Genomic DNA, 14,077 nt, shown 5'->3' on the forward strand with positions numbered 1-14,077 from the left:
TGCGGAATTCTGAATCCCGACCCTGCAAAACGCTTGGGGTGAATGTCACCTCGGCCCAGTCCGGCATTTCTGTATCCCGCGAGACAGCCCGATGACACTGCGTTCGACCGACTTTGACGTTGCGCACCGCGGCCGCTGCCTGACTGAATACAGCATACCGGTTCTGGTTGCGGGCGCGCTGGCCCTGTCGGCGCTTCTGTGGCTTGCGATTTACGCGGTGATCTGATGTCAAATGTTCTGCAAATCCGCGATCTGACCCTTGGCTACCGCGACCTGACCCTGTTTCGCCGCTTGTCCATGGATGTCGAAGCCGGCACGACTTTGGCCGTATTGGGGGCCAACGGGTCGGGCAAGAGCACATTCGTGAAGATGTTGCTGGGCCTGATCGACCCGCTGTCGGGCAGCGTTGACTGGCCGCAAGGCCGCCCCCGTGAAATCGGCTATCTGGCCCAGATGACCGAGTTTGACCGGCGTTTCCCCATCCGCGTGCGGGATCTGGCTGCAATGGGTGCTTGGCGCGGCTTTGGCCTCCGTTCCGGGCTGGACAATGCCGCGCGTGACCGGATGACTGCTGCGCTGGATGAGGCCGGCGTTCTGGACATCGCGGACCGACCCCTGCACATGCTGTCCGGCGGGCAATTGCAGCGCGCCTTGTTTGCCCGGGTAATCATGCAGGACGCTCCACTTGTCCTGCTGGATGAACCCTTTGCGGCCGTCGATCAACACACCGAGGCGCATCTGCTGTCGATCATCGAGCGCTGGCGCGGCGAAGGTCGCGCCGTTGTGCTGGTGGTACATGATCTGTCGTCCGTGCTGGATCATTGCAGCCACGCCCTGCTTTTGGGCGGGCAAGAGGCAACCTATGGCAAAGTCAGCGACGTGCTGACGCCCGACCGGCTGGTGGTCCAGGGATATCTTTCGGAAAGCCAGGCCTCCTGGATGTTCCGGGGCAACCGTTCAACATCGGAGCACGCACATGTTTGACCTCCTCAGCGAAATGTGGAGCTTTGCCTTCATGCGGCGTGCCTTTGTGGCGACCACGGTCCTGTCGGCCTCGGTGGCGCCGGTGGGCGCGTTCCTTGTCCTGCGTCGCCTGTCGCTGGCGGGCGAAGCCATGGCCCATGCCATCACGCCCGGCATCGTCATCGGGTTTGTCACGGCGGGCCTGTCGGTCATGTCGCTGCTGGTTGGCGGTCTGATCGCAGGCGTGGGGGTTGCCATTCTGACGGCCTTTCTGGCGCGCCGGACGATCCTGCGCAGCGATGCCAGCCTGGCCTCGCTTTACCTGATCGCACTTGCCGTCGGTATCTTCATCCTGTCGGCCGCAGGGTCTGCAGTTCCGTTGAAAAGCTTCCTGTTCGGATCGATCCTCGGCATAGACGATGCTTCGATGCTGCTGGTGGGAGGGGTCGCCACAGTCACGCTGGTGGCGTTCGCTTTCTTGCTACGGCCCCTGATCGTCAGCACTTGTGACCCCGTTTTCTTTGAAACCCAGACGCGCCGTCCATGGCTGATTGATCAGGGCTTTATGCTGCTGCTGGTGCTGAACCTGCTGGCGGCCTTCAAGACGCTGGGCACGCTGATGGCGGTTGGCCTGATGATCCTGCCCGCAACGGCGGCACGCTACTGGGCCAGCACGATCACGGGGCAGCTTGTTCTGGGCTTCCTTTTTGCCCTGTCCAGTTGCTGGATCGGCCTGACCCTGTCGTACCTGTTCCCGGACACGCCTTCCGGACCGGCAATTGTACTGGTTGCAGGTGTGTTCTTCTTCGTTTCGGCCATTTTTGGTCCGTTAGGCTTTGGCAGACGGCTGCGCAATCCGTCTGTTTCAAAAGACCTCGCCGTTGCGCAAATCCATCAAGAAGAGAGAGCCAAATGACTCTTGTGAAATCCCTCTATGCCGGTATTGCTACGGCATCCTTTGTTCTGGCCGCACTGCCAGCCGCTGCTGAAGACGACGTCAAGATCGTTGCCAGCTTTTCGATCCTGGGCGACATGGTCGAAGAGGTTGTGGGCGATCTGGCCACTGTGACGACCATCGTGGGTCCTGACGCGGACGCGCATGTCTATCAGCCCTCGGTCGCGGATGCGCGCGCCGTGGCTCAGGCCGACATCATTTTCGTCAATGGCCTGGGTTTCGAGACGTGGTCCGACACTTTGATTTCGGAATCCGGAACCGAAGCAACCGTCCACGTGGCCACCGCCGGTATCACGCCGGTCAAAGTTGACGGAATGACCGACCCTCACGCGTGGAACTCTTTGTCAAACGGCGTGATCTACGTGACCAACGTGGCCGCCGCGATGAAAGAGGCCATGCCCGAGCACGCGGGCGAGATCACCGCCAACGCCGACGCTTACATTGCCGAACTGGAAGCGCTGGATGCCGAAACCAAGTCAAAACTGGCCGACCTGCCCGCGAACCGTCGCACCGTTGTGACCGCGCATGATGCGTTCGGCTATCTGGCGGACGCATACGGCCTGACCTTTCTGGCTCCGGTCGGCATCGCCACCGAGGCCGAGCCGTCGGCCAAGGATCTCGCTGTCCTGATCGATCAGTTGAAGGCAGAAGGCGCGGCGGCCCTGTTTGTCGAGAATATCACCAGCCCGGCCTTGGTGCAGCAAATCTCGGAGGAGACCGGCATTGTGATCGGCGGGCGTCTGTTCTCGGATGCCCTGTCCGAACGCGGCGGTCCTGCGACCAGCTATCTTACGATGTTCCAGCACAACCTCGGCACGCTGCTGGACGCGCTGGCACATGAAACCGCCAGCTAAGCTTGACCTTCTGTGCGAGGCGGTGATTGATTTACCGCCTCAAGCACCCACTATAGCTTGATGCCCGGGAATTCGCGACTGGCGTTGATGACTACCAGTTTCGGGGCCAAACGGCTCTGTTGCGCAAATCCACTGATGGCCGAGGTTTCCCTTTCCCCGGAGAGACCTATCCCACAGCTTCGGCGGTGGTATCCGCTTCATCGTCGCCAGAGTGCCCGGCCGAAGTATTTCGAGGTGCCCAGCGCATTGTTTCTTGCGACCGCGCCGGCAGTAGCGGCCTTCCACGGCTTAGCGTTCTTTCGCGGCGGCATGACCGCATGGGCACCACGACCCGCAATGGCATCGTCGCGCTTACGGGTATCGTATGCGCCGTCGGCGGTGACGCGGCCGATCTCCTCATCCGCCGGGATCTGGCCGAGCAGATCTGGCAAGACCGGGCATCGCCTGTGTGGCTCCCGGTGATCTCGACGGCCCGAATCTCCAATGTCTGCTTGTCGATCCCGAGGTGGATCTTGCTCCAAATCCGCCGTTTGGACCCGCCGTGCTTGCGAGTATGCCATTCGCCTTCGCCCTTGATGCCGGCATTATCGAAAAGCAGGTGCAGAAGACCCCTGGAACAGCGATACGGCATGTTCACGGCAATCCGCTTCGAACGGAGAACACCCGCTTAGATTTATGTAATTGCTCGACTCAAATGCGGATCCTGCACCCGGTACTGCCAGAAGCAACGCGAACGCGGAAAAATTCTGTTCAATTAGTTCACAGTGATACTTGTCGAAGTTCGTTTCCCCAGAAAATGCGGTCATAAATCGACCTATGAACAGGGGTGTACGAAAAATTGTCCGTCAATGAGGTGGGTAGCGATCAATATCCTATTTGTGACGCGTTATCAGGCGGTTAACAATTCCTTGCAACCCATTCTCTCTCGGGCGGAATCCATGTTGTTGCGTAAATCGCGGACGAACCCTTCGGGATCACGGATGTTCTCTACAAACAACTCAGGAGCGGCATCGTCTTGGCTTAGCCACTCTCGAAATGGGGTCAATCTCTCCTCTATTATGGGAGCCTTCTGTTGATGGTTGAGAAGGCTTCAATCATCAGACCGATGCGTCCACTTTTCAATTGTCCGAAGGTGATTCAATAAGAAACGCCTCTCATGGGCGCTCAATGCCGAGGGAGCGACTTCGTCCATGGACTGAGATGGATGGTTAGGTTCTTTTGCTTAGGCCACGAAGAAATGGCGGTACAAAAAATCAGACGCCAACAGAACACCAGACAAACAATAAAACAGAAAACCGTTATAAATGGCCCAGATTTCAATTGGTGCAAAGAAGGCGGTTAATGCCGCGACAACAGAGTTAACAACCAGAAACACCAGCCAAATGAGTGTTAACTTGCGTGTGTAAACAACACCAGAAGGTTGCAGCTCCGGCTGTCGCATCCGCGCCAGAATTTCGATTAGTGGCTGCTCTTTTGTAAGACTGATACCGAAAATCAACGCAAATGACCCGCTCATAGCAAATGGATGTATCAGATAGGCCTGATCTTTAACCGCCAGAAGAGCCAAGGCCATGACAACAAGATAAAAGATCAGCTGCGGGACAAGTAGGTCGGTCATCCTTCGTTCGGCCAGGGCAAACCGAAGAATGCTCAGCGCGATCGCGACAACAAACAACCAATACGGATGCGCGAAGGACGAAAACCAGAATGCCGCGAACGGGAAAGCGACAAGGCAAACAGCCAGAAGAAAAGTAAGCGAGGCGCGGAAGATGGTCATCGACTTGCGTGCTGCGGACGACCTCAGAGGTTCGCCACTACCACGTCGACCACGTCCTTAACGGTTCGCGCCGATTTGAACTCTTCTGCTGAGAAGCGCTTTCCGATATCCCGCTGAAAGCGGACAATCAGATCGACGGCATCAATACTGTCGAGGTCCAGATCCTCATACAGGCGGGCGTCAGGTTGCACGTCCTGCGGTGGCACCTCGAAGTCTTCTTCCAGATACTGCTTCAGCAGGTCCAGAACCTCATCAAAATTGGCCGGCTTAGACATTGGCGCCTCCGCGTTCGGACAAGATTTTCTGCGCCAGCGTGGCAACCGAGTAAAACGCCTGTTTCACGTCATCCGAGTTTGCGTCCAGCTTGACACCATACGTCTTTTGAACGGCAACGCCGACTTCCAGAGCATCGATCGAATCCAACTCAAGCCCACCATCAAAAAGCGGCTCCGAGGATGAAATGTCAGCTTCAGACACGTCTTCGAGGGCAAGAGCATCAATAATCAGTGTCTTAAGTCGTTGTTCAAGCGTTTGGATATCCAAGGGATACCTCCAAAATCTTCTGTGCATTTCTTGAAATGTGCCGCTTGCGCGTAGGCACGGGCAGGGTCGTATCACACAGATCTCTGGTTGATACAATGGGCAACGCGGTCAGAGTCATCGATAGACGCTCGGGCGGCACACGGTACCACGGCACGCCCTTCATCAACGTCCGGTGGTTGACGGTGATTGTGATCGGGACGATCTCGCATTGCGTAGCACAGGCGACGGCGGCAAACCCACGGTGAAACTTCATTACATTGCTGGCAGGTGTTCGTGTGCCTTCGGGGAAAACAACAATTGATTTACCCGAATTGATCGCATCGATGCAGTCCTGAGCCAATTTTTCCGGATCTTCATCGTTCCGGATGTAATTCGCTCCGGAAACCGCAGGTGAGATGAAAAAGTTCGAAAAAAGCTCGTGCTTCACAATGCATTGCACGTTCGGCATGCGGGAAATCAAAGCGATGACGTCTATCAAAGTCGGATGGTTGGCGATGATAAGACGGCCCTTGCCATCTACCGAGGGGGCCATCGTCAGGTTCTGCATGTCGCGATAGTGAAACCGGGCCACGCCCAACACCGTCATCAACCGTAGAAAGGCGTTGAAGGTAAGGCTGACGCCGCGTTGGGTTCGCCGTTCAAGTTCCGCAGGGTCGTGTTCGATATATGCAAGCAGGCGAAACCAAATGGCACCCAATACGAGGCTGCCCAGCCCGAAGGTTGAAAAAGAAATGCCGGTGGCCAGAACGCGCCAATAGTAGTTCAGTTTACGCATCGGCGCGTCTCACCAATAGATTGCGCCGGGTTTCGGTCAATCGGACTTCGGTCGTTTCATTGCCCAGAAGCCGTACAAACGCACGAGCATTGTTCAGGCCGTTGGGTTGTTCGTGGGTCTTTTCAGGTTTCACACGAGACAGTGCAAGCGCGCGATCATGAAGGGCGGTTGGGCGGGAAGAGAGCGAAACACAAAGGGTGAAACCATCCGAACCTTCGGGCGCGAGTGGGCGGTATTCGTCGGGCAGGGCAGCCTCGTGAAACAAGTACGTCACTGCGCGCGCCGGGTTATAGGAAATACGGGTCAACGCCTCGGTCAGGCCCATAGTGAAACTGTCAACACCGGCGGAGATACCAGAGTGGGCCGACCGCAAAGTCCGGATCAAGGTGGCAAACCCGGGTACTGCATTGTGTACCGATGTTGAAAAGGCCGTCGGCGACAAAAGCTCTTGCTGGTTGAGTTCGGTCAGCAGTTTGAGCGTTTCTTGCATGTCCGAATACCTGGACGCGAAGATCAGCTCCGAATCCTCGGGGTCCTCGGCGGCCAAATAGGTGCCCAAGGCGGTCCGGGCAAAGTCGCTCAGACGTCTGCGGAATTTCGGCGGTATGTTCTTGTGCGGCGCGTCCACGAAACCTGGACCTTCACCGCCCTGTTTAGTCCAATACCGGCAGGGTCCAGCAAAAAAAGTCAGTTCTGTATCGGTCAGCTGTTGCTCCCCCCGGCCATTTTTAGCAACTCAGTTTCGATTTCACGCTGCAGCAGGATGACCCATTTGTTGTAGTTCCGGTGAATCTTGTTTCCGGACTGCATCAGGTTCGTGCTGTCGACCAGAGCAATACTGACTGTCTTGCTGTTGTAGATAACCTTGACCCGCGCCTGATGCGACCGGACAACGACGGTCAGGTTCACTTGGCCGGGTTGCTTGTTGGTCACAATCCATTGGTCGCGGGCACCTGCTCCGCGCAAGATAGCTTGTTCCACATCCCATGACGACAAGCGCGTTGAACTTTGCGGAACGTTGATAACCGGTGTGAAAGCCGGAACCACACGTTCGATGAGCGGAGGCGTGTAGGACTGACTCGAAGATGTTGTCTGGTTGGCGTCCAGGCTTTGCACGTCAGTCGTGCAGCCAGCGATCAAAAGTGTCAGGAATAGAGCGGCTGAATGTCTTACGTTGGTTGCCATGCGACTATTGGACCAATGATGTTCTGTTTCGGAAATGTGCTCGAATAGACGCAGCAATGTCAGTGTGGCCTGGAACATTCAAGGATGACGTTTAGTCGCAATGACGTTTCCGGGCGCAGGGCGTAGCTGCTTCCCGGATGGCCTCTTTTTGTCCCATGAAACCACAACTGCTGTTCAGGCAGAGTTGCACCGTTCTGACTGCGAAGCTGAAGGGAGAGCCCTTGAACCAGGCACCACGCCGGGCCGTGCAATCCCAGGCTGCACGGGCGCTATTGGCGGGGGCGGTTCAGGATAGGGACGATTTGCGCCATGCGGTGCTGAGCGATCCTCGCGACGGCCCAATGACCTATACCTCTGAAAACAGGCGGCTTTGGGCGTCTATAACACATCGCGGTGGGTTTGTAGGAGCCGGGTTGTCCGAAATTGGACCGGTCGGCGTGGATCTGGAAATTTTGCAGGATCGACCAAATTGGGCCGAGCTTGCGCAGGTGGCCTGGCCAGAAGGGGCGCAGCCCAAGGATCAGACCGGGTTTTATTTGTTATGGACCCTGTGGGAGGCGTGCGTGAAATGCGGCGCTGAAGACCGGTTTGCTGAAATAGCGGGCAAAACAGCGGATAATTGTGCTCAAACCGCCACATCGGACTGGGTTGAGGGGATTGCCGGTGGGCTCATGTATGCCTTTTGTGTTGACGCTCAAACGGTGCGTGCTGTAGTGCAGCGTCCGGTTTGAGGCTGGGGGAGCAGGCTCTCAGGCCAGTTTGTCAGTACAGAGTATTTGAACTCTTTTTGAGGCGCAGACGTCACTGAAGCGGCCGCCTTATCGGATTTGAACGAGCAGGAATACGTTGAACTCATTTCGATCACTGTGCGATTTGCCGAACTGGCCAAAAGACGAGGTTCTATTTCAGGGTTCCGCCGTTGCCACGACCGTGGCTGACGTCCTGGGGTTGACACGCGCGCTGGTCGTGGAACTCGCTGAGCGCAAACGTCGCGGGGACGTGCGCAGGATTGCGATTGCCTGCGAAGACCCGTCTGCCTTTTTGGCGTCCTTGCTGGCGTGTTTCGCGTGTCGGGTTACCACGATTCTGCCCGGAGTGACGTCGCCCGGTGGCCTGACGAACCGCGCAGATCAGTTCGATCATCTGATTACAGATACCGAGATTGCGCGTCTGTTTTCTGCCGCTCAAATTTCAGATGGCGCCGTAGACCTGCCAGAGGCGGCCGAGTGTAATCTTGTATTCTTCACAAGCGGCTCAACTGCCGCACCGCAGCCAATTCCGAAATCCTGGCGGCAGATTGAGGCTGAGGCTGAAACTCTGCAGCAGCAGTTCGGATCTGACGTCGCCGGAGCTCGGGTCGTGGCCACAGTTCCACATCACCATATTTATGGCATCCTGTTTAACCTCGTCTGGCCCTTGGCCACCGGACGAGCGCTGTTTGTACCGCGCCAGATATCCGTCGACGCGGCACTGGACCATGCCGAGCAATGCCCGACCGTCATCGTCTCGTGCCCGGCGCATATGATGCGCCTTGGGTCCAGACCGGTATCAGAACGGGCACCGGTAATGGTGTTTTCCTCTGGCGCGCCGCTGATGGCGGACAGTGCCCGGGCTATGGCCCAGATATCCGGTTCCTTTCCGGTTGAAGTCTATGGCAGCACGGAAACCGGCGGCATTGGTTTTCGAACCCAGGCGGTTTCGGATCAGAAGTGGACGGTGTTTCCGGGGGTCGATGTCAGGTACGCATCTTCAGGGTGTCTGGCCGTCCGCTCGGCGGTGACACCCGGTGCTGATTGGTTCGAGACGTCGGATTTATGCACCTTGTCGCCAGATGGGCTCAGGTTCCAGCTGGGCGGGCGAAATGATCGTGTCCTCAAAATTGAAGGCGTTCGCGTGTCATTGCCTCGGATCGAGGCGCTTGCGCAGGCAAATTCATGTGTTCTGGAAGCCGCGGCGCTTGGTGTGGATACGGATAAGGGCCAAAAGTTGGCAATGGTGGCAACCCTCACGCCCGAGGGTGAGCAATTGCTGCAAAGCAAGGGCAAGTTCCGCCTCGAACGCGTCCTTTCAACCGCGATCAGGACGGCGGAAAACGCAGCATCCGCGCCAAAGCTATGGCGGTTTGTCCGCGAAATTCCGACCAATGAGCGCGGAAAAAGACAGGCTGCAGCCTTGGCTGCACTATTTTCGGGGTGACGATGGCAGTGCTCAATCACAAAGATACGTACGTGACGGGGGGGTGTATGCAAGACCCTCGCGCCACTGTTTTGCCGCCCTACAGGATTGCCACATTGGAAGGCCCGCACGCGATTTTGTCGCTGAACGTAGTGCCAGAGTTGACATGCCTACAGGGGCACTTTCCGGAAAAACCGATCGTTCCGGGCATTGCCTTGCTTGATTGGGCAGTTCAGCTGGCCGATCAGGTTTTTGGCTGTGGGCGTGCGGTTGGCGGTGTGCGGAACCTTAAATTTAAAAAGGTGGTTGAACCGCAGGCGCATCTTGAGCTGACATTGGAACACCAGCCTGAACGGGACCGCGTTAAATTCACCATTGCTTCGGCGTTTGGTGAACATGCCAGCGGTATTGTCGAACTGGTGCGATCATGACCGGTGCAATTTCCGAATTCAAACCCTGCGCGCTGGTCCCCAGCTTCAATCATTACAAAGGTCTACCGGCGATAGTGGAGTGCCTGAAACAGCTTGGTCTGTCAGTGATCGTTGTGGATGACGGGTCAGCAGAACCGGCGGCCTCGGCGATAGCGCAGGTGGCGCAACCCGACGGTTCGGTGCGCGTTTTTCGTTGCCCGCAAAACGGTGGCAAGGGGGCTGCGGTCATTCGTGGATTGCAAGAGGCTCAAGCCCTCGGGTTCACACATGCCGTTCAGGTGGATGCTGATGGGCAGCATGATCTGGATGCGGTCGAAGAGTTGCTGGGCAATGCTCACGGCGCTCCTGACACGTTATGGAGCGGTCGTCCGGTTTATGAAAGCGACGCGCCTTGGGGCCGCCGTATCGGGCGCTATGTCACTCACTTTTGGGTCTGGGTGGAAACGCTATCCTTTCAGATCAAGGATACGATGTGTGGCTTGCGTATCTATCCGGTTGCGCGCACGCTTGAGGTTTGCGAGTCCGAGGTTCAGGGTCGCCGAATGGATTTCGACATCGAGGTGATGGTGCGCATGTTCTGGAACGGAACGCCGGTGCGCCAAATTCCGGTGAAAGTTAATTATCCAGTCGAGAACCATTCGAATTTTGATGCGTTGCGCGACAATATCGCGATCTCGAAGATGCACACACGGCTTGTGTTCTCGATGCTGCGCAGACGACTGTTCGGGTGGGTGCGTCCGGTCAGATCGACACATTGGGCAGATCAGAGAGAACGCGGAACCTATTGGGGCATTCGCTGCGTGGCGTCCATTTATCGCTTGTTGGGCGCGCGGGCGGCGATGGTGCTGATCGCGCCGATTGTGGCGGTGGCATTCCTGTGCTCGGGCGACGCGCGCCGGGCGTCGGGTCAGTACTTGACCCGGGCACGGCAGGCGGGGGTTTGCTGTGGCAGCGCGTGGTATCACAGCTTCTGGCAGTTTCTGAATTTCGGCCGCGCGGCTCTGGATAAGGCCAGCGCCTGGAATGGCGATATTGGGGCTGAGGACGTGTGGCTGGGCGATGGCGTTGCGTCGTTGCGCGATCAGGTCGGGGCCGGGCAGGGCATTGTCGTTCTGGTGTCGCATCAGGGCAATCCCGAGGTCTTGCGGGCGGTGGCGTCGAAGCAAAAATCCTTTGTGGTCAATATCTTTGCCCACACCAAACACGCCGAAAATTTCAACAGCGTTCTCAGAAAGCTGGACCCCGGTTCGCAAGCCCGGTTGATCGAGGTAACGGCGCTGAACCCGGTGGTCGCGGGTGAGCTTTATGATCGTGTACAGCGGGGGGAATGGCTGGTCATCGCGGCGGACAGGACGCCTGTCGAGGCGCGCGAAAATGTGGTGCGCATTCCATTTCTGGGCGACGAGGCTGCCTTTCCCACCGGGCCGTTTCTGATATCACATTTGCTGGAATGCCCGGTCTACATGATGGGGTGCCACCGGCATGACGGGCGGTTCCAAGTCAGCTGGGAAAAGCTGGCCGACCGGGTACAGTTACCACGGGCCAACCGGGGGCAGGGGCTTAGGGATTTTGCTGCCCGCTACGCAGCCTTCCTTGAGGCACAGATCCACAAAGCACCCTATCAGTGGTTCAACTTTTTCAACTTCTGGGCTTCGGAGCAGAAAACAAGATGAATTTTCCATTAGCGAGCATCACTTTCGGCGACCGGGACATCTCTTGTTCGGACATCGTTCGCATTGCGCGCCAACCTGCCGTGACAGCGGTGATCAACACCTGCCCATCCTATCGCGGCAAGCTACGGGGCAGCACAGCCTACCTTGATCGCTTACTGGAAGAAGACGGCGAGATCTACGGTGTGACAACCGGGTACGGAGACAGTGTTGTCCGGGCCGTTCCTCCCGCGCTGGTCCCCGAACTTCCTTTGCATCTGAGCCGGTTCCATGGCTGCGGTCTGGGCGAGATGTTGACGCCGGAACAGACGCGCGCCGTACTTGCCGTGCGGCTCAGCTCGTTGACGTACGGGTTTTCCGGTGTCAGCGAAGAACTTGTGGATTTACTGGCCGGGTTGCTCAACCACGACATTCTGCCCTGTATTCCCTCTGAAGGGTCTGTGGGGGCCAGCGGTGACCTGACGCCCTTGTCCTATGTTGCTGCGGCCCTGATCGGCGAGCGGGACGTTACCTATCAAGGCGAAGTGATGCCTGCGGCGCAGGCTTTGGACAAAGCAGGCTTGCAACCGATCACCCTGCGTCCGAAAGAAGCATTGGCGATCATGAACGGGACTGCGGTGATGACCGCGCTGACCACGCTGGCGCTGGAGAGGGCAGCTTATCTGGGTCGATTGGCAACACGGATCACGTCGCTGGCGGCCATCGCCCTGACCGGTAATCCCGCCCATTTCGACTCCCGCTTGTTCGAGGCAAAACCCCATCCCGGTCAGGCCGAAGCAGCGGCCCGTATTCGTGCGGATCTGGCCAATCTGGGCGCCGATTATGAACCTGCACGCCTGCAGGACCGGTACTCAATCCGCTGCGCGCCACATGTTATCGGTGTGCTGTTCGATATGCTGCCGCAATTTACGCAGATGGTAGAGACCGAGATCAACAGCGCCAACGACAATCCGCTGATCGACCCGGAAGACCACCGTATCTTGCATGGGGGACACTTCTATGGCGGTCACATGGCGTTTGTTGCCGACTCGCTTAAGAACCTCTTGGCCAATCTGGCCGACCTGATGGACCGCCAGATGGCGTTGCTGGTGGACACCAAGTTTAATCACGGTCTGCCCTCGAATCTGTCTGGCGCTGAACTGACGCGCGCATCGATCAACCACGGGCTGAAAGCCTTGCAGATCGGAGCTTCGGCCTGGACGGCAGAGGCGTTGAAGAACACGATGCCCGCCAGCGTGTTCTCGCGTTCGACCGAGTGTCACAATCAGGACAAGGTCAGCATGGGAACTATCGCCTCGCGGGATGCGCTGCGGGTCTGTACGCTGACCGAGCAGGTGGCGGCTGCCTTGCTGATTTCCGTCCATCAAGCCATCTTGTTGCGTTTGGAACGAGACGAATTGCGAACGGATCAGTTGACGCCGGAAACCCGGACCTTCCTTGATCAACTGGGCGAAACGATTCCTCGGATTGATGAAGACCGCCCACTGGACGCTGTCTTGCGCAAGTTAACCGACGACATCCACAACCGCGTGTGGGAGATTTGACGATGATCTCGTCCAGCATTGAGACCCGCGTGCAGTTCTATGATCTCGATCCGATGGAGATCATGTGGCACGGCAACTATGTTAAACTGTTCGAAGAGGCTCGCTGCGCCCTGCTGGATAAGCTGGAATACAACTTTCCGCAGATGCGCGAGGATGGTTTCGGCTGGCCGGTAGTTGATCTGCGCGTGAAATATGTTGCACCTGCGCGGTTTGGGATGCGCATCCGCGTCACGGCGACCCTTCGAGAATATCTCAATCGCATGGTCATTGATTATCAGGTTGTTGATATTGAGACCGATGCGCGCTTAACCAAAGGCCAGACCACGATGGTTTGCGTCGCAGCAGATACAGGTGTCATGCAGTTCGAAACACCGGCCACCTTCCGCGCTAAAGTCGAAAACCAAAGCGATCGGGCCGCATGACAGTGCGCGTTGTTCTGGTCTTCTTGACGTGTCTCGTCGCCGATCTCGCGGCTGCTGCACCTTTGGGTGGGACATTCCACCAGTCGCGTTACTTGCCCGAGCACGATGTTACGCTTGAAACAACTGGTTCGTTTGCCCTGTTGCCCGGTGAGGGGTTGATCTGGGCGACCCGAACTCCGTTTGCAACAACACTTATCGTAGCACGGGACGGGTTGTATCAGTTGAACCCCGCCGGTGATTTTTCCGGGCTGGACGAAGGGCGCGGGGCGCTTGAGCTGACCATACTTGACCGGATGCTTTCCGGCGATCCGCAGGCTCTGGTCAAAACCGGGATTTTTACGCTCAGCGGTGAAACGCAAATGCCTGACGGTGATACGCAGATACGCGGCGTCATGAAAACACCATCCGGAAAATCCGAGCCGGTCACACTGCGCGTGTCCGGTGGGGCAGATCCCGTACTTCGGGAAATCGTGTTCTGGGCGAAAGATGCGCAAGGTCGGACCTATGAGGCCAGCGCAGTGCGTCTGGACATGGACAGTTCTGACCGGGCCGAGCTTTTGCCCCTGTGGCAACAGTTTCAGGGGGCGCACTAACTGTGGTTCCTAATCGCCGGGTACTACTGTGGATTCTTGCGCAGGCGGTGTGTGCCGTTGTCCTGTTTACGGGCATTGCCGACGGGCGATTTAACATCCGAGGTGACATCTCGGCCTTTGATCACAGCAACAGTAAAAATCCGGACCTTGACGCAGTTTGGACCGAGCTGCGCGGGCGGCAAACAGGGCA

17 protein-coding genes and 1 pseudogene are annotated in these 14,077 nt (G+C 57.4%); 11 read left to right on the forward strand and 7 right to left on the reverse strand.

The window, feature by feature from the left end:
* The first annotated feature begins 91 nt into the window (after positions 1-91).
* The 4 genes from ACOQFT_RS21735 to ACOQFT_RS21750 are packed head-to-tail and all read left to right on the forward strand — an operon-like array spanning position 92 to position 2,772.
* A complete protein-coding gene (locus tag ACOQFT_RS21735; protein ID WP_421599913.1) occupies positions 92-226 on the forward strand; it encodes a hypothetical protein in 135 nt (44 codons plus the stop codon).
* Positions 226-984 carry a metal ABC transporter ATP-binding protein gene (locus tag ACOQFT_RS21740; protein ID WP_421599914.1) on the forward strand — a complete coding sequence of 253 codons (759 nt, stop codon included), beginning with the start codon at positions 226-228 and terminating at the stop codon, positions 982-984. The genes ACOQFT_RS21735 and ACOQFT_RS21740 overlap by 1 nt, the downstream gene beginning before the upstream one ends.
* Entirely contained in the window at positions 977-1,879 is a 903-nt protein-coding gene (locus ACOQFT_RS21745) for a metal ABC transporter permease (protein WP_421599915.1), read from the forward strand. Before ACOQFT_RS21740 ends, ACOQFT_RS21745 begins: the two co-directional genes overlap by 8 nt.
* A complete protein-coding gene (locus tag ACOQFT_RS21750) occupies positions 1,876-2,772 on the forward strand; it encodes a metal ABC transporter solute-binding protein, Zn/Mn family (protein WP_421599916.1) in 897 nt (298 codons plus the stop codon). The genes ACOQFT_RS21745 and ACOQFT_RS21750 overlap by 4 nt, the downstream gene beginning before the upstream one ends.
* Before the next feature lie 200 nt (positions 2,773-2,972).
* Here ACOQFT_RS21750 and ACOQFT_RS21755 read toward each other — a convergent pair.
* The 7 genes and pseudogenes from ACOQFT_RS21755 to ACOQFT_RS21785 all read right to left on the reverse strand — a co-directional run.
* Positions 2,973-3,427 (reverse strand): annotated as a pseudogene (locus ACOQFT_RS21755) (transposase); the annotation flags it as partial.
* A gap of 567 nt (positions 3,428-3,994) precedes the next feature.
* Positions 3,995-4,549, reverse strand: a complete 555-nt coding sequence (locus ACOQFT_RS21760; RefSeq protein ID WP_421599917.1) for a hypothetical protein — start codon at positions 4,547-4,549, stop codon at positions 3,995-3,997.
* Positions 4,550-4,572: 23 nt separating this feature from the next.
* Positions 4,573-4,824, reverse strand: coding sequence for an acyl carrier protein (locus ACOQFT_RS21765; RefSeq protein WP_421599918.1), 252 nt, complete (start codon positions 4,822-4,824; stop codon positions 4,573-4,575).
* Positions 4,817-5,092, reverse strand: a complete 276-nt coding sequence (locus ACOQFT_RS21770) for a phosphopantetheine-binding protein (RefSeq protein WP_421599919.1) — start codon at positions 5,090-5,092, stop codon at positions 4,817-4,819. Before ACOQFT_RS21770 ends, ACOQFT_RS21765 begins: the two co-directional genes overlap by 8 nt.
* The gene (locus tag ACOQFT_RS21775) at positions 5,073-5,867 is read right to left on the reverse strand and encodes a lysophospholipid acyltransferase family protein (protein ID WP_421599920.1); all 795 of its coding nucleotides are present in this window, start codon (positions 5,865-5,867) and stop codon (positions 5,073-5,075) included. Before ACOQFT_RS21775 ends, ACOQFT_RS21770 begins: the two co-directional genes overlap by 20 nt.
* On the reverse strand, positions 5,860-6,495 hold the full coding sequence (locus ACOQFT_RS21780) for a beta-ketoacyl synthase chain length factor (RefSeq protein WP_421599921.1): 636 nt from the start codon (positions 6,493-6,495) through the stop codon (positions 5,860-5,862). The genes ACOQFT_RS21775 and ACOQFT_RS21780 overlap by 8 nt, the downstream gene beginning before the upstream one ends.
* Positions 6,496-6,569: 74 nt before the next feature.
* Positions 6,570-7,130, reverse strand: coding sequence for a hypothetical protein (locus ACOQFT_RS21785; RefSeq protein ID WP_421599922.1), 561 nt, complete (start codon positions 7,128-7,130; stop codon positions 6,570-6,572).
* Between the two features lie 359 nt (positions 7,131-7,489).
* Between ACOQFT_RS21785 and ACOQFT_RS21790 the strand changes: the two genes are divergently transcribed.
* The 7 genes from ACOQFT_RS21790 to ACOQFT_RS21820 all read left to right on the forward strand — a co-directional run bounded on the left by ACOQFT_RS21790 (position 7,490) and on the right by ACOQFT_RS21820 (position 13,887).
* Positions 7,490-7,783: a hypothetical protein gene (locus ACOQFT_RS21790; protein ID WP_421599923.1), complete on the forward strand. Its 294-nt coding sequence runs from the start codon at positions 7,490-7,492 to the stop codon at positions 7,781-7,783.
* A gap of 115 nt (positions 7,784-7,898) precedes the next feature.
* Positions 7,899-9,248, forward strand: coding sequence for an AMP-binding protein (locus ACOQFT_RS21795; RefSeq protein WP_421599924.1), 1,350 nt, complete (start codon positions 7,899-7,901; stop codon positions 9,246-9,248).
* A 2-nt stretch (positions 9,249-9,250) separates the two neighbouring features.
* Positions 9,251-9,658 (forward strand): hypothetical protein, encoded by a 408-nt coding sequence (locus tag ACOQFT_RS21800; RefSeq protein WP_421599925.1) that lies wholly within the window; start codon positions 9,251-9,253, stop codon positions 9,656-9,658.
* Entirely contained in the window at positions 9,655-11,331 is a 1,677-nt protein-coding gene (locus tag ACOQFT_RS21805) for a glycosyltransferase family 2 protein (RefSeq protein WP_421599926.1), read from the forward strand. Before ACOQFT_RS21800 ends, ACOQFT_RS21805 begins: the two co-directional genes overlap by 4 nt.
* Entirely contained in the window at positions 11,328-12,872 is a 1,545-nt protein-coding gene (locus ACOQFT_RS21810; protein ID WP_421599927.1) for an HAL/PAL/TAL family ammonia-lyase, read from the forward strand. Before ACOQFT_RS21805 ends, ACOQFT_RS21810 begins: the two co-directional genes overlap by 4 nt.
* Positions 12,873-12,874: 2 nt before the next feature.
* A complete protein-coding gene (locus tag ACOQFT_RS21815) occupies positions 12,875-13,294 on the forward strand; it encodes an acyl-CoA thioesterase (protein ID WP_421600082.1) in 420 nt (139 codons plus the stop codon).
* A complete protein-coding gene (locus ACOQFT_RS21820) occupies positions 13,291-13,887 on the forward strand; it encodes a LolA family protein (protein ID WP_421599928.1) in 597 nt (198 codons plus the stop codon). The genes ACOQFT_RS21815 and ACOQFT_RS21820 overlap by 4 nt, the downstream gene beginning before the upstream one ends.
* Positions 13,888-14,077 lie beyond the last annotated feature (190 nt).

This window comes from Ruegeria sp. MALMAid1280 (genome assembly GCF_049195285.1).
Taxonomy (GTDB): Bacteria; Pseudomonadota; Alphaproteobacteria; order Rhodobacterales; family Rhodobacteraceae; genus Ruegeria.

Bases quoted from the DNA above. Each gene is read 5' to 3' on its own strand.
- ACOQFT_RS21810 (WP_421599927.1), top strand. From the start codon at position 11,328: ATGAATTTTCCATTAGCGAGCATCACTTTCGGCGACCGGGACATCTCT.
- ACOQFT_RS21745 (WP_421599915.1), top strand. From the start codon at position 977: ATGTTTGACCTCCTCAGCGAAATGTGGAGCTTTGCCTTCATGCGGCGT.
- ACOQFT_RS21805 (WP_421599926.1), top strand. From the start codon at position 9,655: ATGACCGGTGCAATTTCCGAATTCAAACCCTGCGCGCTGGTCCCCAGC.
- ACOQFT_RS21785 (WP_421599922.1), bottom strand. From the start codon at position 7,130: ATGTTCCAGGCCACACTGACATTGCTGCGTCTATTCGAGCACATTTCC.
- ACOQFT_RS21760 (WP_421599917.1), bottom strand. From the start codon at position 4,549: ATGACCATCTTCCGCGCCTCGCTTACTTTTCTTCTGGCTGTTTGCCTT.
- ACOQFT_RS21740 (WP_421599914.1), top strand. From the start codon at position 226: ATGTCAAATGTTCTGCAAATCCGCGATCTGACCCTTGGCTACCGCGAC.
- ACOQFT_RS21735 (WP_421599913.1), top strand. From the start codon at position 92: ATGACACTGCGTTCGACCGACTTTGACGTTGCGCACCGCGGCCGCTGC.
- ACOQFT_RS21750 (WP_421599916.1), top strand. From the start codon at position 1,876: ATGACTCTTGTGAAATCCCTCTATGCCGGTATTGCTACGGCATCCTTT.
- ACOQFT_RS21820 (WP_421599928.1), top strand. From the start codon at position 13,291: ATGACAGTGCGCGTTGTTCTGGTCTTCTTGACGTGTCTCGTCGCCGAT.
- ACOQFT_RS21765 (WP_421599918.1), bottom strand. From the start codon at position 4,824: ATGTCTAAGCCGGCCAATTTTGATGAGGTTCTGGACCTGCTGAAGCAG.
- ACOQFT_RS21800 (WP_421599925.1), top strand. From the start codon at position 9,251: ATGGCAGTGCTCAATCACAAAGATACGTACGTGACGGGGGGGTGTATG.
- ACOQFT_RS21775 (WP_421599920.1), bottom strand. From the start codon at position 5,867: ATGCGTAAACTGAACTACTATTGGCGCGTTCTGGCCACCGGCATTTCT.
- ACOQFT_RS21815 (WP_421600082.1), top strand. From the start codon at position 12,875: ATGATCTCGTCCAGCATTGAGACCCGCGTGCAGTTCTATGATCTCGAT.